Origin of the sequence: Photobacterium sp. MCCC 1A19761, assembly GCF_037389125.1 — a bacterium.
In the GTDB taxonomy this organism is placed as follows: domain Bacteria; phylum Pseudomonadota; class Gammaproteobacteria; order Enterobacterales; family Vibrionaceae; genus Photobacterium.
The window spans coordinates 252,281-279,123 of sequence record NZ_JAZGTF010000001.1 but is presented as its reverse complement, the minus strand read 5'-3'; the positions used below and the strand labels follow the sequence as shown (position 1 = coordinate 279,123).

21 protein-coding genes are annotated in these 26,843 nt (G+C 56.4%); 8 read left to right on the top strand and 13 right to left on the bottom strand.

Annotated features, from left to right (window positions below):
• The first annotated feature begins 253 nt into the window (after nt 1-253).
• On the top strand, nt 254-2,953 hold the full coding sequence (gene adhE / locus VV869_RS01195; protein ID WP_337733199.1) for a bifunctional acetaldehyde-CoA/alcohol dehydrogenase: 2,700 nt from the start codon (nt 254-256) through the stop codon (nt 2,951-2,953).
• Between the two features lie 178 nt (nt 2,954-3,131).
• On the opposite strand, the gene VV869_RS01190 is transcribed toward adhE, so the two are convergent.
• The 9 genes from VV869_RS01190 to VV869_RS01150 all read right to left on the bottom strand — a co-directional run bounded on the left by VV869_RS01190 (nt 3,132) and on the right by VV869_RS01150 (nt 12,432).
• Nucleotides 3,132-3,818, bottom strand: coding sequence for an SDR family oxidoreductase (locus VV869_RS01190; RefSeq protein ID WP_337733198.1), 687 nt, complete (start codon nt 3,816-3,818; stop codon nt 3,132-3,134).
• 405 nt (nt 3,819-4,223) lie between these two features.
• The gene (locus tag VV869_RS01185) at nt 4,224-4,733 is read right to left on the bottom strand and encodes a VC2046/SO_2500 family protein (protein ID WP_337733455.1); all 510 of its coding nucleotides are present in this window, start codon (nt 4,731-4,733) and stop codon (nt 4,224-4,226) included.
• Nucleotides 4,734-4,850: 117 nt separating this feature from the next.
• Nucleotides 4,851-6,002, bottom strand: a complete 1,152-nt coding sequence (locus VV869_RS01180; protein WP_337733197.1) for a MalY/PatB family protein — start codon at nt 6,000-6,002, stop codon at nt 4,851-4,853.
• Between the two features lie 151 nt (nt 6,003-6,153).
• Nucleotides 6,154-7,137: an alpha-L-glutamate ligase-like protein gene (locus tag VV869_RS01175; RefSeq protein ID WP_337733196.1), complete on the bottom strand. Its 984-nt coding sequence runs from the start codon at nt 7,135-7,137 to the stop codon at nt 6,154-6,156.
• Between the two features lie 3 nt (nt 7,138-7,140).
• Entirely contained in the window at nt 7,141-8,649 is a 1,509-nt protein-coding gene (locus tag VV869_RS01170; protein WP_337733195.1) for an inactive transglutaminase family protein, read from the bottom strand.
• A 9-nt stretch (nt 8,650-8,658) separates the two neighbouring features.
• Nucleotides 8,659-9,432 carry an ATP-dependent zinc protease family protein gene (locus tag VV869_RS01165; protein ID WP_337733194.1) on the bottom strand — a complete coding sequence of 258 codons (774 nt, stop codon included), beginning with the start codon at nt 9,430-9,432 and terminating at the stop codon, nt 8,659-8,661.
• A 245-nt stretch (nt 9,433-9,677) separates the two neighbouring features.
• On the bottom strand, nt 9,678-10,652 hold the full coding sequence (gene cmoB, locus VV869_RS01160; protein WP_337733193.1) for a tRNA 5-methoxyuridine(34)/uridine 5-oxyacetic acid(34) synthase CmoB: 975 nt from the start codon (nt 10,650-10,652) through the stop codon (nt 9,678-9,680).
• 15 nt (nt 10,653-10,667) lie between these two features.
• Nucleotides 10,668-11,396, bottom strand: coding sequence for a carboxy-S-adenosyl-L-methionine synthase CmoA (gene cmoA, locus VV869_RS01155; protein WP_337733192.1), 729 nt, complete (start codon nt 11,394-11,396; stop codon nt 10,668-10,670).
• Between the two features lie 151 nt (nt 11,397-11,547).
• A complete protein-coding gene (locus VV869_RS01150) occupies nt 11,548-12,432 on the bottom strand; it encodes a DUF72 domain-containing protein (RefSeq protein WP_337733191.1) in 885 nt (294 codons plus the stop codon).
• A gap of 358 nt (nt 12,433-12,790) precedes the next feature.
• On the opposite strand from VV869_RS01150, the gene aspS reads away from it, so the two are divergent.
• Both aspS and VV869_RS01140 read left to right on the top strand, forming a co-directional pair.
• Nucleotides 12,791-14,572 (top strand): aspartate--tRNA ligase, encoded by a 1,782-nt coding sequence (aspS, locus tag VV869_RS01145; RefSeq protein WP_337733190.1) that lies wholly within the window; start codon nt 12,791-12,793, stop codon nt 14,570-14,572.
• Between the two features lie 181 nt (nt 14,573-14,753).
• Nucleotides 14,754-15,497, top strand: a complete 744-nt coding sequence (locus VV869_RS01140; protein WP_337733189.1) for a YebC/PmpR family DNA-binding transcriptional regulator — start codon at nt 14,754-14,756, stop codon at nt 15,495-15,497.
• A gap of 89 nt (nt 15,498-15,586) precedes the next feature.
• Here the strand turns inward: VV869_RS01140 and VV869_RS01135 are convergent, their stop codons facing one another.
• Nucleotides 15,587-16,450 carry a hypothetical protein gene (locus tag VV869_RS01135; RefSeq protein WP_337733188.1) on the bottom strand — a complete coding sequence of 288 codons (864 nt, stop codon included), beginning with the start codon at nt 16,448-16,450 and terminating at the stop codon, nt 15,587-15,589.
• Nucleotides 16,451-16,853: 403 nt separating this feature from the next.
• Here VV869_RS01135 and VV869_RS01130 point away from each other — a divergent pair, with 403 nt between their 5' ends.
• From VV869_RS01130 to ruvB, 5 genes are all read left to right on the top strand, one after another.
• Nucleotides 16,854-18,476: a winged helix-turn-helix domain-containing protein gene (locus VV869_RS01130; RefSeq protein WP_337733187.1), complete on the top strand. Its 1,623-nt coding sequence runs from the start codon at nt 16,854-16,856 to the stop codon at nt 18,474-18,476.
• Between the two features lie 384 nt (nt 18,477-18,860).
• Nucleotides 18,861-19,382 (top strand): crossover junction endodeoxyribonuclease RuvC, encoded by a 522-nt coding sequence (gene ruvC, locus VV869_RS01125; RefSeq protein WP_337733186.1) that lies wholly within the window; start codon nt 18,861-18,863, stop codon nt 19,380-19,382.
• A gap of 162 nt (nt 19,383-19,544) precedes the next feature.
• On the top strand, nt 19,545-21,008 hold the full coding sequence (locus tag VV869_RS01120) for a methyl-accepting chemotaxis protein (protein WP_337733185.1): 1,464 nt from the start codon (nt 19,545-19,547) through the stop codon (nt 21,006-21,008).
• Nucleotides 21,009-21,101: 93 nt separating this feature from the next.
• The gene (gene ruvA, locus VV869_RS01115; protein WP_337733184.1) at nt 21,102-21,722 is read left to right on the top strand and encodes a Holliday junction branch migration protein RuvA; all 621 of its coding nucleotides are present in this window, start codon (nt 21,102-21,104) and stop codon (nt 21,720-21,722) included.
• A 40-nt stretch (nt 21,723-21,762) separates the two neighbouring features.
• Nucleotides 21,763-22,776: a Holliday junction branch migration DNA helicase RuvB gene (ruvB, locus tag VV869_RS01110; protein ID WP_337733183.1), complete on the top strand. Its 1,014-nt coding sequence runs from the start codon at nt 21,763-21,765 to the stop codon at nt 22,774-22,776.
• 164 nt (nt 22,777-22,940) lie between these two features.
• Here ruvB and VV869_RS01105 read toward each other — a convergent pair whose 3' ends face one another.
• From VV869_RS01105 to VV869_RS01095, 3 genes are read right to left on the bottom strand one after another with little or no spacing between them, the layout of a single operon-like run.
• Nucleotides 22,941-23,489 carry a carboxymuconolactone decarboxylase family protein gene (locus tag VV869_RS01105; RefSeq protein ID WP_337733182.1) on the bottom strand — a complete coding sequence of 183 codons (549 nt, stop codon included), beginning with the start codon at nt 23,487-23,489 and terminating at the stop codon, nt 22,941-22,943.
• A 41-nt stretch (nt 23,490-23,530) separates the two neighbouring features.
• Complete coding sequence (locus tag VV869_RS01100; RefSeq protein WP_337733181.1) at nt 23,531-25,345, bottom strand: thiamine pyrophosphate-binding protein; 1,815 nt, start codon at nt 25,343-25,345, stop codon at nt 23,531-23,533.
• Between the two features lies 1 nt (nt 25,346).
• The gene (locus tag VV869_RS01095) at nt 25,347-26,810 is read right to left on the bottom strand and encodes a Dyp-type peroxidase (RefSeq protein WP_337733180.1); all 1,464 of its coding nucleotides are present in this window, start codon (nt 26,808-26,810) and stop codon (nt 25,347-25,349) included.
• Nucleotides 26,811-26,843 lie beyond the last annotated feature (33 nt).

The window sequence follows — 26,843 nt, the reverse complement described above, 5'->3', positions numbered from 1 at the left end:
CCATGTTAATTATAGATGATTGTTTTTGTTGGGTTTATTGTGGCACGTTGATTTTGTATCCTCCTTTAGAGGGACAACTGATCTAAATCAATTTTTTTCACGCAGTGAAACAATATAATCAGTTTTGAAAGCAATTTACTAAGTATGTGTGTTATCGGATTGTAGAAAAAGCGTGTTTTCTGAACCCGGTAACCTGAAGGAATGAAGACGTATCCTTATTAAAAAGTTTTCAATATTAAGTTAGGAGTTAACTATGCCTGTCACAAATATGGCTGAATTAGATGCAATGGTTGCGCGCGTCAAAGCTGCTCAGAAAGAGTTTGCAACTTACTCTCAAGAGCAAGTTGACAAAATCTTCCGTGCCGCTTCTCTGGCAGCGAACAATGCACGTATTCCTCTGGCCCAACAGGCTGTAGCTGAATCAGGAATGGGTATTGTTGAAGATAAAGTGATTAAAAACCACTTTGCCTCCGAGTTTATCTACAACAAATACAAGGACGAGAAAACCTGCGGGATCCTGGACGAAGACGATAACCTGGGCACCATGACGATTGCAGAGCCGGTCGGCATCATCTGCGGTATCGTACCAACCACCAACCCAACGTCGACAGCAATCTTCAAATCTCTGATTTCGCTGAAAACCCGTAACGCAATTATTTTCTCGCCGCACCCACGTGCCAAAGAATCAACCAACGCGGCAGCCAAACTGGTCCTCGATGCGGCAGTTGCGGCAGGTGCGCCAAAAGACATTATCGGCTGGATCGATCAGCCATCGGTTGAACTGTCCAATGCCCTGATGAAGCACGATGATATCAACCTGATCCTGGCCACCGGTGGCCCGGGCATGGTGAAAGCGGCTTACTCTTCCGGTAAACCAGCGATCGGTGTTGGTGCGGGTAACGTGCCGGTTGTGATTGACGAAACTGCCGATATCAAACGTGCGGTGGCTTCTATCCTGATGTCGAAGACCTTCGATAACGGTGTCGTGTGTGCCTCAGAGCAGGCAGCGATTGTCGTAGATTCTGTGTATGACGAAGTGAAAGAGCGCTTTGCCTCGCACAAAGGTTATGTCCTGAACAAAGCCGAAGCCGAGAAAGTGCGTAATGTGCTGCTGATTGAAGGCAACCTGAATGCCAACATCGTGGGTCAGCCTGCAACCAAGATCGCCGAGATGGCTGGCGTGAAAGTACCGGCAGATACCAAAGTGCTGATCGGTGAAGGGCTGGGCAAAGTTTCTTACGATGATGCATTTGCACACGAGAAACTGTCTCCGACACTGGGCCTGTTCCGTGCCACTGACTTTGAAGATGCGGTTGCTCAGGCGGTCACCATGGTCGAGATCGGCGGTATCGGTCACACCTCAGGTCTGTACACCAACCAGGATGTGAACCAAGACCGTATCCGTTACTTCGGTGACAAGCTGAAAACAGCGCGTATTCTGATCAACATCCCGACCACGCACGGCGGTATCGGTGACCTGTACAACTTCAACGTTGCGCCATCACTGACGCTGGGTTGTGGTTCTTGGGGCGGTAACTCAATTTCTGAGAACGTGGGTCCGAAGCACCTAATCAACAAGAAGACAGTAGCGAAGCGAGCTGAGAATATGCTGTGGCACAAACTACCGAAATCAATTTACTTCCGTCGCGGCAGTCTGCCGATTGCCCTGAGCGATCTGGAAGGTAAGAAACGTGCATTCCTGGTGACAGACCGCTTCCTGTTCAACAACGGTTATGCTGATGAAGTGGTCAGCCTGCTGAAAGCACAAGGCATGGAAGTTCAGACGTTCTTTGATGTTGAAGCGGATCCAACCCTGTCTGTGGTTGAGAAAGGTGCTGAAGCGATGAAGAGCTTCCAGCCTGACGTGATTCTGGCGCTGGGTGGTGGTTCACCAATGGATGCCGCGAAAATCATGTGGGTGATGTACGAGCATCCTGAAACACACTTCGAAGAGCTGGCGATGCGCTTTATGGATATTCGTAAACGTATCTACAAGTTCCCGAAAATGGGTCAGAAGGCCGAGCTGGTATGTATCACCACGACTTCCGGTACCGGTTCAGAAGTGACACCTTTTGCGGTGGTAACAGACGACAAAACGGGTGCGAAATACCCGCTGGCAGACTACGAGCTGACGCCGCAAATGGCGATTGTTGATGCCAACCTGGTGATGAACATGCCGAAGTCACTGACTGCTTTTGGTGGTTACGATGCGGTGACGCACGCGCTGGAAGCATACGTTTCAGTCCTGGCGAACGAGTACTCTGACGGCCAGGCACTGCAAGCGCTGAAGATGCTGAAAGAATATCTGCCTTCAAGCTACGCCAACGGTGCCAACGACCCGATTGCCCGTGAGAAAGTGCACAACGCCGCGACCATTGCCGGTATCGCGTTTGCCAACGCCTTCCTGGGGGTATGTCACTCCATGGCGCACAAAATCGGTGCTGAGTTCCACCTGCCGCACGGCCTGGCGAATGCCCTGCTGATTTCGAATGTGGTGCGTTACAACGCGAACGACAACCCAACCAAGCAAACGGCGTTCTCGCAGTACGACCGTCCACAGGCTCGCCGCCGTTATGCGGAAGTGGCTGACCATCTGGGTCTGTCTCTGCCGGGTGACCGTACAGCACAGAAAATTGAGCGTCTGTTGGAATGGCTGGACGAGTTGAAGACAAATCTGGAAATTCCGAAGTCAATTCAGGCTGCCGGTGTACCAGAGTCTGACTTCCTGGCCAAACTGGATGAGCTGTCTGTCGAAGCATTCGATGACCAGTGTACCGGTGCGAACCCACGCTACCCACTGATCAGCGAACTGAAAGATGTGCTGGTTGCTTCCTACTACGGGAAGGCTTACGTGGAAGGTGAAACTTTCGAAGGCACCACGGTGATCAAAAAGAAAGCCGATCAGAAGCCGACTGAAGCACCGAAAGCGAAAAAAGCCGCGACAACCGCTTAAGCCATAAAATTAGTTGTTATAGCTAGCGCACTTGCTGTACAACGCACTACGAGCCCGCCAATATGGCGGGCTTTTTTTTTTGCGGTGAAAACAGCGATGGTGGGTTGTGTGGTCGTCAGGTGTTCAAACTGGTGTTCAGGCAGGCGCTCGGTCTCAGGTTTCGGCCTGTGATTTCAGGTTAGCCAGCCTCGGCTTCAATCATCCGGCCGTTAAAGTAATCATTAGCCACGATATACTCGGCGCAGCGGACAATTTCATACTGCATTGGCAGGCTGAGGGTGCAGTCGGTCTGACAAGGTTGGCGCTCCAGGCACAATGGAACGACGCCACCGACCCGGATATTGAATTCGGCCAGCTCTTTGGCCCAGCTTTGGGTCAGCCCGGAGATCATGGCTTTTGAGCTGCTGTTGGCGGGTTGGTCGGGGTTGAGGTAGCTGGCGGCCAGGTTGATGATCACCCCTTCACTGTGGTGTTCGCGCATGTAGCTGGCGGTGTGTTTCCCGAAAATGAAAAAAGGCGTCGCACCTTCGATCATCGAGCGGCAAAAGCGGTCGACGGAGGTCGGCTCCAGCAAGGAAGGCAGTTCCGCGTTCTGCCAGTAGTTAATCAATACATCAATGGCCCCGAATCGGTGGTCAATATCCCGGATCAGCTGTGCGATCGAGGTTTCATCCTGGGCCGTGAGCAAAAACGTATCGGAATCTCCGCCGGCACACAGGCATGCCTGCTGCACTTGCGCCAGTCGCGACGCCTCAATATCGACCAGTGCCAGCTTGGCACCGAGGGAAGCAAAGTGAAGTGAAATCGCTTTGCCCATCGGGCATCCGGCAGCCGTGACGACAATAACTGATTGCGCGATATTCATAACCTGTCTTCCCCTTGACGTTTCGGGCCATCATTTGAATTCAACGGGCACAACTGTCAGTTGTTCGATGCCCAGTGCGTTATCGCGGTTGCGCCGCTGTTGCTTTGTTTTACTGTTGCTTTGTTTCACTGATGCTTTGATTCACTGTTTCATTGATTCACAGTTGTTTTGAGAACGATTGGTAGTGATCAGGATACGCAGGCCGGCACGGAACCGATCACTGCCACGATATGGCTGGCATCGTGACACTGACCCGGGTTGTGAACTGTGAAAAAGTGCCCAATTCCCCCACGTCCCGTAACAATGTTAGTGAAGTGTGAGCAGGGTGCGTTTCGGGCATCACAAAGCTATGACGTCTATCACGAAAAGAGCGGGCGTCATGGCAGGTTCACGGGGACGTCTTGTTTAGGCGATTCGCTGCATTTCGGCGTAGCGCTTGGCCTGGATCAGGGATAGGTACAGATCCTGCGGGGAAGCCTGGATGCCGGCTTCTTCTTTGGGCGGCAGCATCCGGCGTTCATGGCCGGAGAGGTTGTGGTAAACCTCTTCGGGAAATCCTTTGGTCCCCTGCGGCGGAAAGTCGAGGGCAATGGGTTGCAGGCCCTGAAGCAGGCGGACATCACTCAAGCCGCTTCGATGGAAGGTGGCTGCCTGCGCGGCGCTGTTCTCGTAGCAGTGCTCTGAGACCGTGAGCGGCGGTGGCGGCTGAAGCTCAAAGTAAGCTCGCAGCTCTTCTTCGGTTTTCCCCGGGGCTGGGGGGGCATCCACCGGCACGGTTTCCAGCCGATCCGGCGACAGCATGGCCAGCATCAACGCAAAGTCAGCCCGGCGACCGCCTTCAACCGCATGGTTGAGGTGGCTGCCCAGCTGCCCTTCGTGGATGAGCAGTGCTTTGTCGAGGGTATGGACCTGCATGGATGACACGGTTTTGCTCCGGTAAATCAGGGTTCAACAGGAAATGAGTCTTACCTGATGTATCGGAGCGAAGCGTCGGAACTTTAAGTTTTTTTTACCCGGGATGGTCAGCCGGTGCTAGTCGAGCGCGTCGATAGCCGCTTGCATCCGATCCAGAGCTTCATTTAGGGTCTGGCTGGTACAGGCGAAGTTGAGTCGGACAAAACCGGGGTTTCCGAAATCTGCGCCCGGTGACAGCCCGACACCGGCCTGCTCGAAAAACTTGAACGGGCTGGGGACGGGCAGGGCCGAGGCATCAATCCAGGCCAGGTAGGTGGCCTCAATCGGGTGCAGCTTGAGATAGGGCATGGCGTTGATGCGTGTGGTCAGCCGGTCCCGGTGCTGGCGCAGAAACGCCAGCTGCTGCTCCAGCCAGGGCTGGCAGCTTTCGTAGGCCGCCTGGGCCGCGGTGTACGCCAGCACGTTGACATCAGGGACGATGCCGGCCTTGGCCTTGAGAAAACGGCGGCGCAGTGCCGGGTCCGGAATAATGGCCATTGATGCGCCTAGTCCGGCAATGTTGAAGGTTTTGCTCGGGGCGATCAGGGTGACCGAGCGTCGCGCGGCACTGTCGCTGAGGCTGGCGAACGGGATATGCCTGGCGTCAGGGTCCAGGATCAAATCACTGTGAATTTCATCGGCGCAGACAAACAAATCATGGTGCTCGGCAAACGCCAGGATGTCCTGAAGTTCTTCGCGGCGGAACACGGTGCCCCCCGGGTTGAGCGGATTACACAGCAACAGGAGTTTCGAATCCGGTGTGACATCGGTCTGGTTCAGATCCAGCAACCAGCGTTTATCCTGCAAGGTAACCGGGGCGATACCGAGCGGCCGCTGAGCGAGCTTGGCGGCTGAGAGAAACGGCGGGTAAATCGGTTTGGGGCTGATCACGCCTTCTCCCGGCTGGGTGAGCGCCCGGACGGTCAGGTTAATGCCGCAGACCAGACCCGGCAAATAGACAATCCAATCCGGCTCAATGCGCCACTGATAGCGCTGCCACATCCGATCGATCAGCAACTCAGTCAGTCGCTCCGGGGCCCGGCCATAGCCAAACACACCATGGTCGACGTGGCGGTGGAGTGCATCCGTAATGGCTTGCGGGACTTTGAAATCGCTGTCGGCCACCCACATGGGCAGTACATCCCGGTCTTTGTACTTTTGCCATTTCACGCTGTTGCTGTTGCGGCGATCGACCGGCTGATCGAAAAGAGGGTGTGGCGTTGGTGTCATCCTGAAGGTCCCATCGGTGGCGGTGATGATGGTCCATTTTATACCAATCCGGCGCGAGATTGACGGATTTAATGCGTCCGGATGCGTATCTGGGGGAGATGGGTGCCGAAAAAAGCCCCGGGCGAGCCGGGGCAGAAACGAAAAGAAAAAGTCACTCGAACTGAGGATGGCTCCCGAACTGCTCGGCAGCGTAGTCGACCCGTTGCTCCGGGGTCAACGGCAGATTGGGGGTGCCGAGGTTCTCAATATGGCGCAGCCGGGGCAGTAGGCCGCATCCGTTGGCGGTTTGGATCGCCAATCCCGGACGGGCGTTCAGCTCAAGCACCATCGGCCCTTTGACTTTATCCAGCACCATATCGGTGCCCATGTAGCCCAGCCCGGCCATTTCCCAGGCACTGGCGGCCAGGGTCAACAGCCGGTGCCACTCCGGAACCACCAGCTCGCTCAGCAGCCGACCGGTATCCGGATGCCGCTCGACCGGATGGTCAAACTGGACCGCCCGGACGGCTTTGCCGGTGGCGATGTCGAGCCCGACCCCCACCGCGCCCTGGTGGAGGTTGGCCTTGCCGTCGGATGCAGCCGTGGAGCAGCGCATCATCGCCATCACCGGATAGCCTTTGAACACGATGACCCGGATATCCGGCACCCCTTCAAAGCTGAAGCCGTCGAAAACGTCATCGAACTGGATCAGGTTCTCGACCATGGCCACATCGTTTTTCCCGCCGAGAGAGAACAGACCGGCCAGGGTATTGGTGATGTGCCGCTCCACGTCCTGCTTGTTCATCTCGACCCCGGACGGTTTCACATAAATCCCGTCTTTGTGTTTGACCACCACCAGGATCCCTTTGCCGCCGGATCCCTGGGCCGGTTTGATCACAAAGCCGGGCCAGTCCTTGACCATCTCATGGATGCGTTTGACGTATACCTGGCTGTCGATCACGCCGATCAGCTCGGGCACCGTAGCGCCGGCGCGCTGGGCAATCCGTTTGGTTTTCAGCTTGTCATCCACCAGCGGATACAGGCTGCGGTCATTGTAGCGGCCGATATAGCTGTGATTGCGCTGGTTCATGCCCATGATGCCGCGCTGGCGCAGCTTGAAGGGTGACGTGAACTGGGAAAAGAAGGATGACATCATGGCTTAGCTCTCCGCCAGCGGTTTGAAGCGACGCAACTCGCTCAGGCGGTAGCCGGTGTAGTTCCCCAGCATCAGGATCAACGCCAGCACAATCAGCTGAATTCCGATAAAGTTGAAAGTGAGGTGGCGGACCAAACCGTTGGTCATGGACAGGTAGACCAGCACAGCCGTCAGCAGGGAGCCACCGCCCTGGATCAGCACTTCTTTGGCGCCTTCTTCTTCCCACAGAATCGACATCCGCTCGATGGTCCAGGACAGGATGATCATCGGGAAGAAAGTGATCGACAAGCCTTCGACCAGGCCGATCTTAAAGGCGACCACGGCAAAGACGGAGATGATCAGGATCACTGTGATGATCACCGCCGAAATCCGGGCCACCAGCAGCAGGTTCAGTCGGGAAAGGTAGCTGCGGATAATGAGGCCGGTACCGACAATCAGCAGGAAACCGAGAATCCCGGGCAGCAACTGGGTTTGGACAAAGGCCACGGCGATCAGCACCGGCATAAAGGTCCCGGAAGTCTTCAGGCCGACAATGATCCGCAGGAAGACCACCACCAAGGCCCCGATGGGGATCAGCATAATGGTCTTGAACATGGCTTGCTCTTCAACCGGCAGGCTGTGGATCGAGAAGTTCAGCAGATCTTCGGCCTGAATTTTATCCCGGGTCGCCTGCTGAGGGGTAATGTCCTGGGCGATGATCGAAAAGCTGATGTTGGAATTGCGCCCGCCAATCACATCCAGCAGGGAGTGGCCGTGCTGGTTCCAGACCAGGATGTTCTCCGGTCGGCCTTCGCGGCCGGATTGCGGATCGAACAGGTTCCAGTTCTCACCGTCCCATACTTCCAGCATCGGGCTGATGCTCTGGCGACGGCGACCGTCTTCCAGCTGCAGGCCGCCGACCATCCGGGTATAGATCCCTTCCAGCGACAGCAGGTTCATCAGAGCCTGCTCGCGACTCATGCTGTTGAGCAGCAGCGAGGCATTCTGGTTGGATTTGTCGTTCAGGGCTTTGATCAGCTCCCGGGTCAGGGTGACGTTATCGGCCGATAGACTGCGGGCGCGGCTCAGCAGGGCAGCCGCGGCGGTCTGCTGCGGGTTGTCCATGCTGACCGACAACGGCACATCATTGTTCGGGGGCTCGATGCTGAAGCTGGCCTGACGGTCTACCAGCATCTGGGTTTTGTAATAAAGGACTTGCTTGCCGGACGCTTCGCGGATGGACCACTCGGCCCGGCGGCCCATATCGGTATCAATCAGGGCGACACCGTAACCCGGCGAGGAGGTGCTCTCATCAATCAGGGTAAATCCCTGCTGGGTTTCCGGGGCGGCCATCGAGACTTTGACCGGATCGCCGATGGCATCGAATTCGATCCGGGCTTCCAGTTCCCACAGCGCACGTTTTTCACCCGGCGTCCAAGGCACGCCGTACACGTCATGGCGATACAGGCTCAGCGCCGCGCCCGCAATAACGAGTAACGTGATTAAGAAATAAAACGGGATTCTAGACGACATGACAGCCTCTTAATTTGTTGTTGGTATTCTCTGTTCGTTCATTCCCTGGACAAATTTTTTGCCGACATCCACTAAAGCAATATCTTTGAAGAACTCGCGGCCTAACAGGACCGGATAAGTCATCTGGCTGCGATCCGCGAGGGTAAATTGCGTTTTCTCATGCAACTGTCCCAGTTTGAGCCAGGCTTCGATCACCGGCCGCCGTGTCGGCTCCTCGAGTGCGGACTGGCGGATTTTCACCCAGCGGACAATCGGTGCCTCGATGATTTCCGGCTTGGCGTGTGGGTTATCCTCAGCATGGTTTAAATTGAAGCGAACCCACTCTTTTCCGTCCCGTTCAAACACCTGGATATCAACGGCATTGAGCGATGACGTTGTGGCACCGGTATCGACTCTGGCTTTAAAGAACGATTGTATTGAGTCTAGCCAAACCCATTCTTCTTCGCCCAAAATCACTTTTCCATGAGCCACTTTTGCTTCCCGGGCCGGGTCGGTCAGCTTGACGGAGTCCTGTTTTTTACCTTGATAGACCGGGGCTGGCGCAGGCTGTGGTTGCGGCGGGCGGGAGAGCTCTTCAGAAATGGCAGAAAGTTCTTTTTCCAGGTTCGCAATGTACTCATTTTGCTCGTCAATTTGCTGGATCATGGTCGCAAGCTGATAGTTCACCCGGTTTTCCATCGTGTTGATGGCCTGCATGGTTTTTTCGTGTTGATTATCGGCCTGCGTAAGTGTGCAGCCGGAAAGCAGGGCGACGGTGAACAAAGGCACATAGCGGCGCAACATGAGAACTCCTGGGCGTTTTATTATTTCTATGAGTAACAGTCGAGTATTGTGTTGTTGAAATATCGCTACCGGCGTGGGCCAATGCGGCCGCAGAGCAGAAAAAGGGTGCAGGGGCGCTGTGGTCCGTGACGCGGCATGCGGGTTTTTGAATTGCTCTCGGGAGCGCCTGTTATTTGATATTTCAACTACATGGCGGGTTATTTTAGCCTACAAAAAGGGATGCGAATAGCATCCCTTGTCAATCCTCAGTCAGGATTTGTGGCAATGAGGATGGCCCGTTTCGGCGCCGGGTAGCCTTCAATGGTTTTGGACGGATCCTGCGGGTTGAGGTATTCAGGCAATGAATTATTGGTCATCCAGTCGGTCGAGCGCTGCTCGTCGGTGGTGGTGACACATTCATCGACAATTCGTACGTCAACAAAGCCGCATTTCTCCATCCATACCTTCAGGGCCTTGGCGGACGGGAAGAAGAAGACGTTGTGCATCTGGGCGTAGCGGCCGGTCGGGACCAGCACGGCATTTTCATCGCCGTCGATCACCAGGGTTTCCAGGATCACTTCGCCGCCTTTGCGCAGCTGGTTTTTCAGCTGAACAATATGATCCAGCGGTGAGCGGCGGTGATACAGCACGCCCATGCTGAAGACGGTGTCAAAGGCTTTCAGCTCCGGCAGTTGCTCGATGCCGAGCGGCAGCAGGTAAGCCGGGTGCTGTTGGCCCATCAGGCGCTTGATGGCTTCAAACTGGATCAGGAACAGGTTCGACGGGTCGATCCCGACCGTCAGCTTGGCGCCTTCGCCCAGCATCCGCCACATGTGGTAGCCGTTGCCGCAGCCGACATCCAGCACGCTCCGGCCGTGCAGCGGGCTGATATGCGGCAGCAGGCGATCCCATTTCCAGTCGGAGCGCCATTCGGTGTCGATATGGATACCGTGCATATGGTATGGCCCCTTACGCCACGGGTGCAGCAGGCGCAACAGGCTCTCCAGGCGTTTTTGCTCGCCGTCGGCCACGCCTTCTTCGTAGCTGACGCTGACCTGGGTTTTCAGATCAATCGTGTCCGGTTTGTCGGTCGGGAACTTTTTCAGCGCCCGTAGCCAGCGGCCCATGTCGCCGTGCTCGGCGGTTTCCCAGTCGCTGAGCTGTTTCGGCAGGATGTTAAGCCATGGGCGCAAGGTGTCATGTTGTGCGATGAGTTGGTAAAACTCGGAAAAACTGAACATAGTGAAGCAATAACCTTATTTGATAGCGAACATGGAACCGAAGTTGAAACACTGGAACCAGACTTCTGTGCTGCTGAACCCGATCTCGGTCAGGCGCTGTTTGTGGGTGTCGATACTGTCCGGACGCATGACGTTTTCAATCGCGCTACGCTTTTGGCTGATCTCCAGCTCGCTGTAGCCGTTGGCGCGTTTGAAGTCGTGGTGCAGATCAATCAGCAACTTGTGGGCTTGCTCGTTCTCGAACACGTATTTTTCCGACAGGATTAAAATACCGCCCGGGCGTAATCCTGCGTAGATGTTTTCCAGCAGGGTGCGGCGGTCTTCCGGCGCCAGGAATTGCAGGGTGAAGTTGAGTACCACGACGGAGGCGTCGCTGATCTCGATATCGCGGATATCGGCTTCAATCACCCGGACCGGGGTATCGGAGCGGTAGGCGTCGAGATGCAGGCGGCAGCGCTCGACCATGGCGGCGGAGTTGTCGACCGCAATGATTTCGCAGCCTTCTTGCTGAATGTGGCGGCGCATCGACAGGGTTGCGGCGCCCAGGGAGCAGCCCAGGTCGTAAATGTTGGAGTGTGGCTTGGCAAAACGCTCAGCCAGCATCCCGATTGCCGAGATGATGTTGCTGTAGCCCGGCACCGAGCGCTGGATCATATCCGGGAAAACTTCGGCCACCCGCGCATCGAAGGTGAAATCGCCGAGTTTGTCGATGGGCGCAGCAAAAATGTTATCGCGGCCTGCCATTATCACGAACCTCTTAACTATATACGAACCGGATCCCGAACGGGGAACCCTGAAGTGACGCCGTGTGCTCCGTCACTGGCGGAAAGGCCGCGTATTGTAGAGAAAATGCGGCCATTTGTCTTTAGCCAATTGTGCGCTCGGCCTCGCTCGCTCAGAGTAACTGAAATTGTGCGCTGTCGGCGGAAGGCGGCAGCGCGATGTCGGGCAGGGCAATCTGTTGCGCCATTTGTTGCCGGAGTTGGGCGTATAGCCGAACGGCCAGCTCTGGTGCCTGGTTGTTATCCGGGGTATGGATAAACAGGTAAGGTTGTTTGCCCTCGCGCAGCCACAGCGGCAACCGGGCCAGCCAGTTGGCAAAGAAGGGATCGTTGCTCAAATCGTCGGGGTGGCCGATAAAGCGGATCACCGGCTGGTCGGCGGTGGCAATGGCATGCACCGGCACCTGCGGCTTTTTCTGGTGGGCGTCGATCACCGCCTCGGAGGTCGGCGGGGCCGCGAACACCGGGCGACTGTCCATGATGATCCGGTTGGCCTGGTGCGCGATGAGCAGGCGGTTGAGGGCTTTTTCGTCCTCCCCCTTGGCGAAAAATGCCGGATGGCGCACTTCAACGCCACAGGTAAACCGGGTCGGCAGGCGGCGCAGGAACTTCTCCAGTGCAGGCAGGGCGGCCGGGCCGAAACTGGCCGGGAGCTGTATTTTCCAGATCCCCACTTTGTGCACCACCGGCTCCATTACCGAGAAGAAATCGGCCAGCAGCTGATCGCAGTGACTCAGCTGGTGCTGGTGGGTGACGGCCGAAGGCAGCTTGAAGGTAAACCGGAAGTCATCCGGGGTGGCCGCCGCCCATTTGCGTACGGTCGTCATGGCCGGCGTGGCATAAAAGGTGGTGTTGCCTTCGACGGTATCAAAGACCTCGGCATAGCGGGCCAGGCGCTCGCCGCTTTTGCAGCCCGCACCGTACAGGCTGTGCTGCCAGTGGCTGTGTGACCACATGGCCAGGCCAAGACGTAAAGGGCGGATGGAAGCTGCAGGCATGATCGATGTTCCTGTCAGTGGATAACGCGCACTCAGGCGAAACCCTGACCGTACGCACGGGTCCGTGGCTTGGCTTTGCCCGGACGTGAAGGACTTATTGTGAAGAGTCCGGCCGGGCCAGGTCAAATCCGGCGACGCAAGCGGTGTATTTTTGCTTGATTTCCGCCCGGGGTTTTTCCTACAGTGACGTTTTTGCTTTATAATAGCTCGTTATTTTCGCCTCCCGGCGGCCTCAAAGCTTTATTTCGGATAAAGATTAACCAAAGCGGCCGGGGATTGAACCAGCCTGTGCCCCAAATCCAATTCGCCGAGCGAAGGCGCGCACAGGAGAGTTAAGTAAACAGATCGGGAAATTCATATGCGCACCCAATATTGTGGTCACCTGAACAAGTCCCTTGCAGGACAAACAGTAGAGTTATGCGGCTGGGTTAACCGTCGCCGTGATTTAGGCGGTCTTATCTTCATTGATATGCGAGATCGTGAAGGTATTGTTCAGGTAGTCGTCGATCCGGATATGAAAGATGTTTTCGACGTGGCAAACCACCTGCGCAACGAGTTCTGTATCCGCCTGACCGGTGAAGTACGCACTCGCCCGGAAAGCCAAATCAACAAAGACATGGCCACCGGTGAAGTTGAAGTGCTGGCCAAAGGTCTGGAAATTATCAACAGCTCTGATGTTCTGCCGTTGGACTTCAACCAGAAGAACACTGAAGAGCAGCGTCTGAAATACCGCTACCTGGATCTGCGCCGCCCGGAAATGAGCGATCGCATCAAGCTGCGTGCCAAAGCGTCAAGCTTCGTGCGTCGCTTCCTCGACAGCAACGACTTCCTGGATATCGAAACGCCGGTTCTGACCAAAGCGACCCCGGAAGGTGCCCGTGATTACCTGGTACCGAGCCGCGTACATAAAGGCAGCTTCTATGCGCTGCCACAGTCACCACAGCTGTTCAAACAGCTGCTGATGATGTCTGGTTTTGACCGTTACTACCAAATCGTCAAATGTTTCCGTGATGAAGACTTGCGTGCTGACCGTCAGCCTGAATTTACCCAGATCGATATCGAAACCTCGTTCATGAGTGCCGATCAGGTCCGTGACGTGACTGAGCGCATGATCGCACAAATGTGGAAAGAGCTGCTGGACGTGGATCTGGGCACTTTCCCGGTGATGCCGTACGCCGAAGCCATGCGTCGTTTCGGTTCGGACAAGCCGGATCTGCGTAACCCGCTGGAGCTGGTTGATGTTGCCGATATCCTGAAAGATGTGGACTTCAAAGTGTTCTCCGGCCCTGCCAACGATCCGAAAGGCCGTGTGGCGGTGATCCGTGTACCGGGCGGCGCTGTGCTGACCCGTAAGCAAATTGACGAATACACCAAGTTCGTTGGTATCTATGGTGCCAAAGGTCTGGCGTGGATGAAGGTTAACGACCGCGACGCCGGATTTGACGGGGTTCAGTCACCGGTTGCCAAATTCCTGAATGAAGAGGTGGTTGCACAGCTGCTGGATCGCACGCAGGCGCAATCTGGCGATATCATCCTGTTCGGTGCAGACAAGAAACGTATCGTGGAAGAAGCGATGGGCGCACTGCGTCTGAAGCTGGGCAATGATATGGAACTGACCGACACCAAAGCCTGGGCACCACTGTGGGTCGTTGACTTCCCGATGTTCGAAGAAGACGACGAAGGCAACCTGCACGCAATGCACCACCCGTTCACTTCACCACTGGGCGTGACGCCGGAAGCGCTGAAAGCGAGCCCGGCAGGAACGAACTCCAATGCTTACGACATGGTGATCAACGGTTACGAAGTGGGTGGCGGTTCAGTCCGTATCCATAATGCTGAGATGCAGTCTGCGGTGTTTGACATCCTGGGTATCGCAGCGGATGAGCAACGTCTGAAGTTTGGCTTCCTGCTGGATGCCCTGAAGTTCGGGACACCACCGCACGCCGGTCTGGCCTTCGGTCTGGACCGTCTGGTGATGCTGCTGTGCGGCACCGAGAACATCCGTGACGTGATTGCATTCCCGAAAACAACGGCGGCGGCATGTCTGCTGACCGACGCGCCAAGCGTGGCGAACCCAGCGGCACTGGAAGAGCTGGCGATTGCGGTGAAAGAAGCAAAGAAACCACAGGAAAACGTGTAATTTAACACGACATCTCATTTTAGACTGGCCGAAAGGCCAGTCTTCGTTTCTAACGTGCATATGTTTCTAACGTGTATACCCAAGCAAACTCATTAAATGTGCCATCTGAGGCGGTTTGGGTATAAACCTTAACGTTGTAAAACTTGGTCAAGAGATTGCCCAATTTAATCCGGAGAATGACATGGCTGGTCACAGTAAATTTGCCAATATCAAACACCGTAAAGCAGCACAGGATGCCAAACGCGGTAAGATTTTTACCAAGCTGATCCGTGAAATCGTGGTTGCTGCCAAAGAAGGCGGCGGCGAACCTGAAAACAACCCACGTTTGCGTGCTGCGATTGATAAGGCGTTGTCCAACAACATGACCCGTGACACGGTAAACCGCGCAGTGGGCCGGGGTGCCGGTGGTGAGGGTGACGAAAACATGGAAACCGTGATCTATGAAGGTTACGGGCCGGGCGGGACGGCGGTGATGGTTGAATGTATGACCGATAACCGCAACCGTACCGTCTCCGGTGTGCGCCACGCGTTTTCCAAAGCCGGTGGTAACCTGGGTACCGACGGCAGCGTGAATTACCTGTTCGACAAGAAAGGGGTGATTTCATATGCACCGGGCCTGGATGAGGACGCGGTAATGGAAGCGGCGTTGGAAGGCGGTGCGGATGATGTTGAAATCAATGATGACGGTTCCATGGATGTCTACACCACGCCGGCTGATTTCGGCCCGGTGAAAGATGCGCTGGATGCGGCAGGTTTTGAAGCGCAGAACGCAGAAGTGACTCTGGTGCCTTCAACCAAAGCGGATCTGGATGTAGACACGGCACCGAAACTGCTGCGCCTGATTGACGCACTGGAAGATCTGGACGATGTTCAGGAAGTCTACCACAACGGCGATATCTCAGATGAGGTTGCAGCGCAGCTGTAACCGGCACGATTTGCCTGCGCTTTGTGAGCCGCGTCCAAACACCGCCTCGCCCCTCAAGCCTTGGGGAGAGGCGGTGTTTTTTATCGGGATCAGGATGACTTGAGGCGCTCAGTAATCACCCGGGCTTGCGTGGTGCCGTGTTCAAACAATGCTGCCTTATAATCCGCTTTGTGGAACATTCCGTTGACGCAACCTTGCTGTGGAATTTCCGGCGCTTCCTCAAACGAGCCCCGGGTGTCGACAATCAGCTCACCCCGGCGGTTGAACATCGCGACGTGGAACGCTGACTTGGTGAAGCAATCGCCGCCGCGAAACAGGCTCTGTTGGTCGGTGGCAAAGCCGGTGTCATGGACCAGCATGACGGCATCAACCTGGAGGGCCTGGGCAGTTTTCTCTACCCACAGACGAAACTCCGGATAATCATAATAATTGATCAGTTCACCATGGCTGTAAGGAAGACCCAGATTCAGGTAGCCGTCCGGGACACCGGCGTCTCGACGGATTTGCTGCTGAAGCTGGATGCTCTGCGATTGCAGCAAGCCGGCGCTCAGGCTTTGGTACTCAGGGTTTGCCGCAACCTGTTCGGGCGTCAGGAACTGCCATGGTTGCTGCTGATGCAGCTCGGCGATCATGGCGGCGAGGGTCAGATTGGCCGCTTCGTTGCCGTCGATTTCCTGTTGGATGTCTGCCATGTTGTCGAAAACATTCAAGACCTTTTGGGTGGTTCCGCCCAGCAATTGACCGGCAATGGCCAACGGGTCGACGGCGATGCCGATGTCTTTGTCGCCGTTGATGTCGGTTGGCTTGCGCTCATCCGCAATGATGGTTTGCGGGACCGCATACATGACGACTGCGACCGAGTTGACCTGATCGAGTTGCGCTTGCTGAATCATGTGCCGGGCACAGCCTGAGAGAAGTAGGCCAGCCAGCAGGGCCATGGTGATATTTTTCATTGTTGTTCGGTTCCGTTCGTGATTATTTGAAGGGGTCACCCAAATCGTGCGCAGCGCCGATGCGAGATTTCGGTGGCCTGGGGTGAATATCGGTTCAGGATGGGCAGACTAGCCAGGGCCGGGCGGGAGGTGAAAACACAAACACACATGTTTCCTTAATAAATGTTTAATTGATTGAAATATAAGTATTTTGTTTGTTTTTCTCGTGCGGGTTTGATACTGGGATGCGGCCTGTTTGAGTGAGCGAAACTGATCCGGCGACGTGTACAACACCGGGAACAGCCCTTCCGGGGTATGCACCAAAACGACAAAGTGACATAATATTGACGCTTCCAAGTCAACTTGGAATCGGCCAGAGCCGGGCAATCCGGCAGCGACTTTCACCCTATATTTAGTTCTCCTCATGCATGACATCATTCACGACGCAAAAACAACACAGCAGCGGATTTGGATCGCGGGGCTGCAGTACGATCCCGCCTCACGCCAGCTCTTTTCAGGATCGGCGCCGATTGATCTGGAGCCCCGCACGGCCGAGCTGGTGGAAGTGTTGTTGTCGAGTGTCGGCACGCCGCTGTCTTCCGAAGCCATGATCCAGGCGATTTGGAACAGTCGCTATATTTCGAAAAATGTGCTGACGAACCGGATTTCTACCCTGCGGGCGTTGCTGCAAAAACACCTGCCGGATGAAGATGCCACCAAGATTTTGGTCACCTATCCCAGAAAGGGGTACTTTTTTAGTTCGAGCTATATCCGGCTGGACACCGCACAATGCGACGCTCCGGCGGAGGCGGTGCTTCATGCGCCGCAGGAATTTGAGCGACAGGAAATAGAGCCACAGGTAAATGAGCTACGGGCTGAGACCCAGCCCCGGGCGGTTCGGGGCAAAAGCGATTCAAGCGCCCCGATCCGGTCCGGGCGATGGCCCCGCTTTCAACTGATCCACGGGCTTTGCCTGTTGCTGGCTTGCTGCGCACTCGGATTTGCCTTGCTCTATTGGCACGAAACGCAAAGTCATGCGCAAAAATCACGGCAGCAGCAATGGATCCCTAAGGTCGAGCTGTTACTCAACCGGATTGACGCGGTGGGGGATCAGGCCCGGGTGCATCGCCAGAGCATCAAAGCCATTATGCTGGAGCAGCAAATTGAGTATCCGTACACGGATATCGCCAATCAGGATGTGCCGGGTTATTTTGCCGAATTGATTGATGATTCCATGTACTGGCCGGGGGCGAGGCATATCCAGACCAGTGACTACACCCTGGACATGCGGGTGAAAGACATTCCGAACAGCGATTTTCTTCAGGCCAAGGTGCGCCTGTTATTTGCCAGCACCGAGAAGCAGGTGTTTGATGCCACCTATCAAATCGACCCCGCCGATCTCAGCGCTAGTCTGCTCCCTGTTCATCAGGATTTGGCCCGTTATTTCAATCTGCCGCTGCCGATTAGCTATGACTGGCAAGCCAGGCAGCGGGAAGAGGTGATACGCCTGAACGACGCGCAGGCGGTGTTGTCGGCGTCAGTGCTGGATGAGTTTTCTGCGGTTTATCTGGCCCGTCGGCTGGCGCTGCTGGAGCATGACCCCGAAGTGCTGCAAACAGCCGTGAGCCGGATCCAGACGCAGTTCACGCCGTTGCCGGATGAGTTGTCGATGTGGCTGGGGATCCTGTATTACCGGCTCGGAAATCTGGATATGGCGTATGAGCTGTTAACCGTGCCGGTCAGAAGTGCCCGGATCCAGAACACGCTGATTTATATGTTGATCTCCCAGATTGCGTATCAGCAGGGGAAGTTTGAACAGTTTCGATTGAAATATTTAGAGTCAATGGTCGCCTTACTCCGAGTAGTGCCGTCAGAGTCGCTGTTTATCCGGCTCTCTGAATCTGAGTCGAAAGAAACTTGTCTGCAACCCTGGCTGAGTCTGCAACAGACGGTTGAAGATGAACAGCTGCTGGCGCCCTGGCGCGAGTTTCTGGATCACTATTGCCATGTGGTTGATCAGCAGATGGGGGCACGGCAGGTGTTCTGAGCCCTGGGGCACGGCATGTCTTCAGGGGGACCGGAATCAACGTATCGATTGGAATCTTTGCGGTTTGATTCAAGGTTGCTGCTATTTAAGGCGCTTGACGGGGGCGCGATGGATTCAACGCTGAAAAAGTGTGAAAATGTTGCCCATTATCGAGCGATTTCCTGCCTTTGTGACAGAAAAAACTGCCGCCGTTTTGCTTGAGTGGCGACAGTGTACATGTGCGGCGATGTGCTCTGAGCGGCAATGGTGTTCTTGAGCGGTAACAATATGCTTGAGTCGGAACCGTGTACTTGCGCAGTAGCTGGATGTTTTTTGCAGAAAACGACAGTAGCGGCAATTTTGGAGGAGACCCAGGGTGGCGATGCAATACAGGAGCGTGACTGAATGTCAGTCATCTTAGGGATTGATCCCGGCTCTCGGATCACCGGTTACGGCGTTATTCGCCAGGCCGGGAGACACCTGGAATATCTGGGCAGCGGCTGCATTCGCACCTCGGTCGAGGATATCCCGGGCCGGTTGAAACAGATTTATGCGGGGGTGTCGGAGGTGATCACCCAGTTCCAGCCGGATTTTTTTGCCATTGAAGAGGTCTTCATGGGCAAAAATGCCAGCTCGGCACTGAAGCTGGGCCAGGCGCGCGGCAGTGCGATTGTTGCCGCGGTTAATGCTGACTTACCGGTCAGCGAGTATGCGGCGAGGCTGATCAAACAGGCCGTGGTGGGTCAGGGCGGGGCGGATAAGGCTCAGGTCCAGCATATGGTGTGCTCGGTGCTCAATTTGCCGGGAAAACCGCAGGCCGATGCGGCGGATGCACTGGCGGTAGCGATTTGTCACGCTCATACCCATAAAACCCTGATTGCGATGGCAGGCCGGGCCAGTGGTGCCCGTCGGGGCCGCTACCGTTGAGGGCTCTGGGCATGCGCTGATGGCATTTTTGTGCGTCAGCAGAATGATACCTCGATCATAAAAGCAGCCCCGAGCTGCTTTTTTATTTTGTTAATACAATGTTTCATGACTATATTGGTCAGAGGTCATACAAGTTAACAACTCTCTGGAAAGGATAATAAAATGACCCCATTGGCAATATGGCGGGGCTTGTTTCTGCCTGCGGCCTCCGAATGGCAGGGCGAGCAGGCCCGCTATGTGGACACCTTACTGTTCTTCACCCTCCTGTCTTTTTTCGTCGGTGCTTACAGCCTGATCAAGTGGTTCAGCCACGATCACCAGCTGTTGGTGATGACATCGCTGGTGCTTATCGGCTGTGAGTTGTTTGCCGGGGCGATTCTCCGGGTGTTCCGCGCGCCGGAGCTGGCGCTCAATATCGGGTTCTTCGGGATGGTGGTCCACGCCGCCAATATCGTTTATCAGAGTGGCGGGATCGTGGTCTCGACCCAATCCTTCTGGATGCCACTGCTGATTGTGGCCTTCTTCCTGGCCGCCCGGCCACTGATGGCCGCGCTGTGGAGTGTTGCAGTGGTGTGTGTGTCCGCTTGGATGATCACTCATCACCTGTCCGGGCAGTCATTCCCGACGCTGGTGCTGACGGAATCCGCTGCGGCCATGGAAATCTGGTCCGGGGTGCTGCTGCCCTTGGTTGTGATCGGTATCGCGCAGGCGTATACGGTGAAACAGCGCCAGGATGCGATTCAGGCTTCCGAGCAGGCTATGCAATCGAGTGAGTATATTGCCACGCAGGCCAGAGAAGGCGAACGCCAGCTCTCCACGGTACTGGAGCAGGCCAGCGACAATGCGGTCCAGCTCGGTCAGGTGGCTGAGCAGCTGGAGCAACAATCCGGGGAGTTGCACCAACAGGTGACGGATCTGAACGTGAACTGTGAATCTCAGGCCAGTGCGGCCGAGCAGATGAGCCAGCAACTGGCGCAGATGACGGCCGGGGTCGAGGAATCAGATCGGTTTGTCACCGAGTTGACCACGCGTAGCGAGGCGATCCGCGAACAGGCGCAGAAAAGCTCGGCTTCACTGAGCGCCTCGACCGAGGCGATTGCCAAAATCCAGAGCAGTAACGATGAAATCATGTCCGTGGCGGGTCTCATCACGTCCGTTGCCGAGCAGACCAACCTGCTGGCCCTGAACGCGGCGATTGAGGCTGCCCGTGCCGGTGAGCAAGGCCGGGGATTCGCCGTGGTTGCCGATCAGGTCCGGGAGTTGTCGGCGAAAAGCAACAGCTCGGCGGTCGAAATCCGTGCCTTGCTGGAGAAAAGCCGCCTGGAAGTGCAGCAGGGGCAAGCGGTGATCGAGGCCAGTGCTTCGGAGCTGACCCGCATCATTGATGAGGTGGGTGGCATTTCCGCTGATGTTCGTCGCCTGGCTGAGATTATGAACCAGCAGGTCAGCGCGTTGCAGGAGCTTAACAGTGCCAGCGGCGCGGTGGCCAGCAGTGTGGTGGAGACCAACCAGGTCTCGGATTCCGTGGCGGTGCAGGGCGCCCAGCTCGCGGAACAGGTCGAAACCCTCAAAGCGCTCGCCGACAGCCTCAATGCCGTCGTGTCTCTGCGATCGACATTCGCCTGAGTTGCTGACACCCCCCCTAAAAAAGAGCTGGATATACATCCAGCTCTTTACTATCCTAAAGCCTATTTTGTGAATCAATAAAGAGATGTTGCTGTGATAGGCCGACTGCGTGGAATCATTATCGAAAAACAACCGCCTGAAGTGTTGCTTGAGGTGGGTGGCATTGGCTATGAAGTTCAGATGCCGATGAGCTGTTTTTATGAGTTGCCGGAAGTCGGTCAGGAAGTGGTGATCTCTACCCACTTTGTGGTGCGCGAAGATGCGCAGCTGCTGTACGGCTTCAACAAGAAAAGCGAACGCCAGCTGTTCCGCGAAGTCATTAAAGCCAATGGTGTCGGTCCCAAGCTGGGCCTGGCGATCCTGTCGGCGATGACGGCCAGCCAGTTTGTGCTCAGTGTTGAAAATGAAGATATTAGCACCCTGGTAAAAATTCCCGGGGTTGGCAAGAAAACCGCTGAGCGTCTGGTGGTTGAAATGAAAGACCGCCTGAAAGGCTGGGGCGAGGGTGACCTGTTTACCCCGGCCCTGGATACCGCCGCGTCGAATGCGCCGGTGGTCGATGATTCGGCTGCGCGTGCGGAAGACGAAGCGGTCAGCGCCCTGATTGCGCTGGGTTACAAACCGCAGCAGGCCTCGAAAGTGGTCTCGCAGGTTGCTAAGCCGGACATGAGCAGCGAGGCGGTGATCCGCGAAGCGCTGCGCTCGATGGTTTAAGGGGACGGATTGAAGGTGAATGGGTTAAAGGTAATGGACCATGATTGAAGCCGATCGACTGGTTGCCAGTGATTTTCCGACCACCCGCGAGGAAGAGGTTATCGACCGCGCGATCCGCCCGAAGCTGTTACAGGATTATCAGGGTCAGGATCATGTTCGGGGGCAGATGGAAATCTTCATCCAGGCGGCCAAGCTGCGGGATGAGGCGCTGGATCATCTGCTGATTTTTGGGCCGCCGGGATTGGGGAAAACGACCCTGGCGAACATTGTTGCCAACGAAATGGGCGTCAGCATCCGCACCACCTCCGGGCCGGTGTTGGAAAAAGCCGGGGATTTGGCGGCGTTGCTGACCAACCTGGAAGAAAACGATGTGCTGTTTATTGATGAGATCCACCGCCTGAGCCCGCAGGTGGAGGAAGTGCTGTATCCGGCGATGGAAGATTATCAGCTCGATATCATGATCGGCGAGGGCCCAGCCGCTCGTTCGATTAAAATTGATCTGCCGCCGTTTACCCTGATTGGCGCGACGACCCGGGCCGGCTCGCTGACCTCGCCGCTGCGGGATCGTTTCGGTATCACCCAGCGTCTGGAGTATTACAAGGTGGACGATCTGAAAGATATCGTCAATCGTAGTGCAAAATGTCTGGGCCTGTCGATGGAAGAAGCCGGGGCGATGGAAGTGGCGATGCGTGCGCGGGGCACACCGCGGATTGCTAACCGCTTGCTGCGTCGGGTTCGGGATTACGCCGAAGTCAAAGGAGACGGCCATATCTCACCGGATATCGCGGCAAAAGCCCTGGATATGCTGGACGTTGACAGCAGCGGATTCGACTATATGGACCGCAAGTTGCTGATGGCGATTATCGACAAGTTTATGGGCGGGCCGGTTGGACTGGACAACCTGGCCGCGGCGATTGGTGAAGAAAAAGATACCATTGAAGATGTACTGGAGCCGTATCTGATCCAGCAGGGTTATTTGCAGCGCACCCCGCGGGGCCGGATTGCGACCCAGCGTGCCTATCTCCACTTTGGGCTGGATCTGCCGGAATCTTGACAAAGCCGCAGCGAATGTCGCGCGGCGGGGCTTTATGAATCATCTACCCCGTACCGAAAATACGAAATTTAAAAACGCCCGGAGCGATGATCGCCCCGGGCGTTTTGTTTGGGTCGGTAGCCGCGTTAGTTGATGCGGTAGGTTGCAGCGATTGGTTACCCCGGTTAGAACTCGGGTGGTGTGTCCGGATCCGGGCGGGGTACATCAAAGGAGAACACCACGGTGCTGATCATCCGGTACATACCGCAGGCCACCACCAGATCCAGCAAACCTTCTATGCCGATGTCATGGATCAGGGCATCCTGGGTTTTGCGGGCAATGCTGCGCTGGCGGACCACATCTTGTGCGACCTGCCAGGTATAGCGGTAGCGCGGCTCCATGTCGGCGGTTGCGAGATCGCCGGTCAGTACCTGTTCGACTACCGATTCAGGCAGGCCCGCCCGTTCGGCCGGTCGCAGGTGCTTTTCCCAGATAAACGGTGCGCCCAGCTCTCGGGCGGTGGCGAGAATCCCCAGCTCTCCTAAGTCGCCGGCAAGGCGGCTTTCGTAGCGAACATAGGTGCCCAGTTGACCGACATGCTGGGCCAGGATGGGGTGGTTCATCAGGGTACGGTACATGCCGGACAGCCCGTCGCGCGGGCCGATTAAGGTGTCGTAAATCTGCTGGCCCTGAGCATCCAGATCGCTGCGTTCAATTAACGGAAGACTTGCCATGATGGATTCCTTGTCGTGATTCAAAGGGGCATCGGCCCGGATTAATCTTCAGCCCAGCTCGGGTGTTCGATTTCTGTGCGCCACGGGTTAATCGGGGTCGGGAAAGACGGATCACACCGGGCATCAATCACAAAAGGGCCTTTGGCGGCAAAGGCGCGATCCAGCGCCGGGCCCAGATCGGCTGGATCATCGACTACGACGCCGTCGCCCCCCAGGGCGCGGGCAAACTCGGCCCAGTTGTGGGTGGTGAGGGTGGTCAGTGTTTTGGCGATCGGGGTCTGGGCCCGGAGAAAGACATTGCCGAGGGCGCTGTTGTTGATCACCACCACAATCAGCGGCAGCTGGTGGCGGGCAGCCGTTTGGATCTCAATGCCGTTCATCAGCATGCAACCGTCGCCGGTCACGATCACGCAGGGACGGTTGGGATTTGCAACTTTGGCGCCGATCCCGGCCGGAATGGCCCAGCCCATCGGTGCCAGTGCGGTGGCGGTTAAATACTGGCGCGGCCCCTGGCTTTGCCAGTAATGGCCGAGAAATGCCCGGTGCGCGCCGGAATCGCCGATCACCACAGTTTCGGGTGGGGCGATTTGCTGTAACTCATGGATCACCCGGGCCGGATGCATGGGTGAGGCATCGCTTCGCCGGTTTGCCTCGTCATAAAACCGCGGCTGCCGAGTGATGCTATCGAGCCAGGCTTGCCGGTTGGCATTGGAGGCCAGCAAAGGGGTGAGTTGCTGTTGTTGACCGGTGGCAAGGAGCCACTCCAGCACAGTGGTGATATCGCCGTTGATGGCTACTTCGATTGGATAGTTGCGCGAAAATGCGGTCGGTTCTATATCGACCTGCACAATGCCGCATTTCGGCGTCAGGTGACCATCCCAGCGCATGGTGTCGCGCTGATTGAGACTGGAGCCGAGCACCAGCAACAGGTGGTTGTCGGCAATGGCCTGATCCGGTGCGGTCGCTTCATCCGGCGCATCGTTGAGCAGGGCCAGGGTGGCGTGGCGGGTGCCGGCATAGCCGAAGACGCCGAGCGAGAGCGGGTGGTTTTCCGGAAAAACGCCTTTGGCTTTCAGCGTGGTCGCAACCGGGATCTGATACCGCTCAGCAAAGCGGATCAGTGACTGCGTCGCGCCGGAGCGCAGGGCGCCGCTACCGGCCAGGATTGTGACATGCGGAGCGCCTTGTTCGCAGGCCTGTACCAAGAGTTGGCATAAGCTTTGTGTGGCCCCGGGATCCAGGGTTCGCGGACACTGGGTTGATACCAGCGGATGAGGTTTATGGAACCTGGGTTGCGTGTCGACGGTCACGGGCTGGGTCTGGATTTGTTTCGGCAGGCTGAGACTGACCGGACGCGGGGTGCACCCGAGCATGGTACGCAGGGACATATCCAGCAGGTGGGGCACCATCCGGGCTTCGGGAATGGTTTGGGCTGAGGCGGTGACTGGCGCGAGAAATCCGATATCGTTGATCCCGGCTGCGCTGGCATCCTGGAAGCCGCCTCTGCCCATCCATTCAGTGGGGATTTCACCGGCCAGCACCAGCAGCGGGGACTCATCGCTGTAGGCCGCGGCCAGCGGGCCGACCATGTTGGCGATGCCGGGGCCGCCAATCCCCATACACACGCCGAACTTACCGCTGGCCCGGGCATAGCCGTCCGCCATATAGGCGGCACCGGCTTCATTGGCTGCGACGATGGCTTTCATTTGCTGCTCACCTTCACCGAATTCGTCGAGAAACGGATCGACAACGCCACCCGGTACCATAAACAGATGCTCAACGCCGTGTCGGAGCAGGGTATCGAGGATGTAGCGGGCCGCTGTCGGACCGGATTGATGCTCAGGTTGGATGGTCATATCACGCTCCTTGCGGGGGGGCGAGCTGGCGCAGGAAATCCAGGCTCGGCATAAAGAAGTATTCACCGCCGCGGTTTTTGACAAAGCCGGCGAATGAGAACTTAGTGGTATCGGCGTTCGGATTGCTCCAGTTGGCGCGCCATTGCTGGGGCGCAGGTGCAGTATTAGCCGGGGCCTGGCCGACCAGCGGGTCGATGCCGGTTCCCTGGCGGACGAATCCGGCATTGTTACACCAGGTGTGCTGCATAAAGATAAACTGATCGACAATGCTGGCTTGCAGGCACAGGAACAGCAGGCCGGCATCGGTCCATTCCTGCGTTGGATTGAGCTCGGTATCGCCGTAGCTGATCCCGCGCCGGACAATCCGGCGGCTGCGCTCAATGGTGGGCGGCGAGTTAAACTGGCGTACGGTGTCGCCGCGCGGGTTGGTTTTGCGGGTGTGGGCGTGGAGCGGGCAGCGCAGGCCATCGACGTCATCGTCGTAGTTGAAGTTGTTAAACAGGTTGCTCCAGCCATCATTGCCCTGCTCGGAAATCGGGGTTCCGTCTTTAAAGCGTCCGACACACAGGGCGCCGGCATATTCGGCGTCCACTTGAGTCGGGCTGTTTTCTGACAGGTGATTGGCCAGCAGGGTCAGGTGATCCCAGAATCCCTTGATGTTCTGTTGCAGCTTGCGGTAGACCACATAACTGCCGTAGCTGTCGGCATCACCTCCCGGATCTTTGGCCAGCACCAGGTTCAGCGGCGCACTGGGATCATTGCGGCTATAACCGCCGTTACGAAATTCTTCATTGAGATCACTGAACAGGAACTTCGGGTTGCTGACACCGTCCACAAATCCGAAATGTTCAATTACCTGACCTTTGTCGTTGCGCATCACATGGCCCCGCTGGATCAGCACAATGCCCAGCGTGTCGCCGCAGGTGTGTTGCAACGCTTGGATTTCTGCGTCCAGCGCTTGTTCGGCATGCTCGGTATCCACGCCACCGAGCGCCAGCAGGAGCATCCCGTCGATACGGCCCTGAAAGCCGGTTTCCCACTGGCGGGTATCATCGTTGAGTGGATTGGCTGTCGGCGTGTGATCGCCGCGGGGCAAGGTATCGAACGGGGTTTGCAGATCTTTCATCCCGGCCCGGAAAGCCGGATCGTCCGGCCAGTCCTGTGGGTCAATGTCTAACTGCTGGTAACCGCTGGCGCTGAGCATCAGGTTGACAAACAGGTGGGCCTGGCCGGTTTGCTTGAATGAAATTTGTTGCTGGTGTTGATCCAGGGCGGAGGTGACTTTCTCAGCCAGTTGGCGGATCACTTGCCGCTTCTGGCGGGCGTCGCCCCGGAGTGCAAAAAAGAGGTGGCGCGAATGCTCCCGGCCATGGCCTTTGAGAATGTTGCCTTGCAGATTGTGAAACACGGCCCGGAAGTTGGGGTCATCAATTTCAATATTGGTTTGGTTGAGGTTGGCCGACATTGCGTGTCTCCTGATCAATTTGTTTTTGGTGTT

Bases quoted from the DNA above. Each gene is read 5' to 3' on its own strand.
- VV869_RS01165 (WP_337733194.1), bottom strand. From the start codon at position 9,432: ATGTTGCGCCGCTATGTGCCTTTGTTCACCGTCGCCCTGCTTTCCGGC.
- cmoB (WP_337733193.1), bottom strand. From the start codon at position 10,652: ATGTTCAGTTTTTCCGAGTTTTACCAACTCATCGCACAACATGACACC.
- VV869_RS01190 (WP_337733198.1), bottom strand. From the start codon at position 3,818: ATGAATATCGCGCAATCAGTTATTGTCGTCACGGCTGCCGGATGCCCG.
- VV869_RS01170 (WP_337733195.1), bottom strand. From the start codon at position 8,649: ATGTCGTCTAGAATCCCGTTTTATTTCTTAATCACGTTACTCGTTATT.
- ruvC (WP_337733186.1), top strand. From the start codon at position 18,861: ATGTCAGTCATCTTAGGGATTGATCCCGGCTCTCGGATCACCGGTTAC.
- VV869_RS01105 (WP_337733182.1), bottom strand. From the start codon at position 23,489: ATGGCAAGTCTTCCGTTAATTGAACGCAGCGATCTGGATGCTCAGGGC.
- VV869_RS01140 (WP_337733189.1), top strand. From the start codon at position 14,754: ATGGCTGGTCACAGTAAATTTGCCAATATCAAACACCGTAAAGCAGCA.
- adhE (WP_337733199.1), top strand. From the start codon at position 254: ATGCCTGTCACAAATATGGCTGAATTAGATGCAATGGTTGCGCGCGTC.
- VV869_RS01150 (WP_337733191.1), bottom strand. From the start codon at position 12,432: ATGCCTGCAGCTTCCATCCGCCCTTTACGTCTTGGCCTGGCCATGTGG.
- cmoA (WP_337733192.1), bottom strand. From the start codon at position 11,396: ATGGCAGGCCGCGATAACATTTTTGCTGCGCCCATCGACAAACTCGGC.
- VV869_RS01135 (WP_337733188.1), bottom strand. From the start codon at position 16,450: ATGAAAAATATCACCATGGCCCTGCTGGCTGGCCTACTTCTCTCAGGC.
- ruvB (WP_337733183.1), top strand. From the start codon at position 21,763: ATGATTGAAGCCGATCGACTGGTTGCCAGTGATTTTCCGACCACCCGC.
- VV869_RS01175 (WP_337733196.1), bottom strand. From the start codon at position 7,137: ATGATGTCATCCTTCTTTTCCCAGTTCACGTCACCCTTCAAGCTGCGC.
- VV869_RS01095 (WP_337733180.1), bottom strand. From the start codon at position 26,810: ATGTCGGCCAACCTCAACCAAACCAATATTGAAATTGATGACCCCAAC.
- VV869_RS01100 (WP_337733181.1), bottom strand. From the start codon at position 25,345: ATGACCATCCAACCTGAGCATCAATCCGGTCCGACAGCGGCCCGCTAC.
- VV869_RS01120 (WP_337733185.1), top strand. From the start codon at position 19,545: ATGACCCCATTGGCAATATGGCGGGGCTTGTTTCTGCCTGCGGCCTCC.
- VV869_RS01130 (WP_337733187.1), top strand. From the start codon at position 16,854: ATGCATGACATCATTCACGACGCAAAAACAACACAGCAGCGGATTTGG.
- VV869_RS01180 (WP_337733197.1), bottom strand. From the start codon at position 6,002: ATGACACCAACGCCACACCCTCTTTTCGATCAGCCGGTCGATCGCCGC.
- aspS (WP_337733190.1), top strand. From the start codon at position 12,791: ATGCGCACCCAATATTGTGGTCACCTGAACAAGTCCCTTGCAGGACAA.
- VV869_RS01185 (WP_337733455.1), bottom strand. From the start codon at position 4,733: ATGCAGGTCCATACCCTCGACAAAGCACTGCTCATCCACGAAGGGCAG.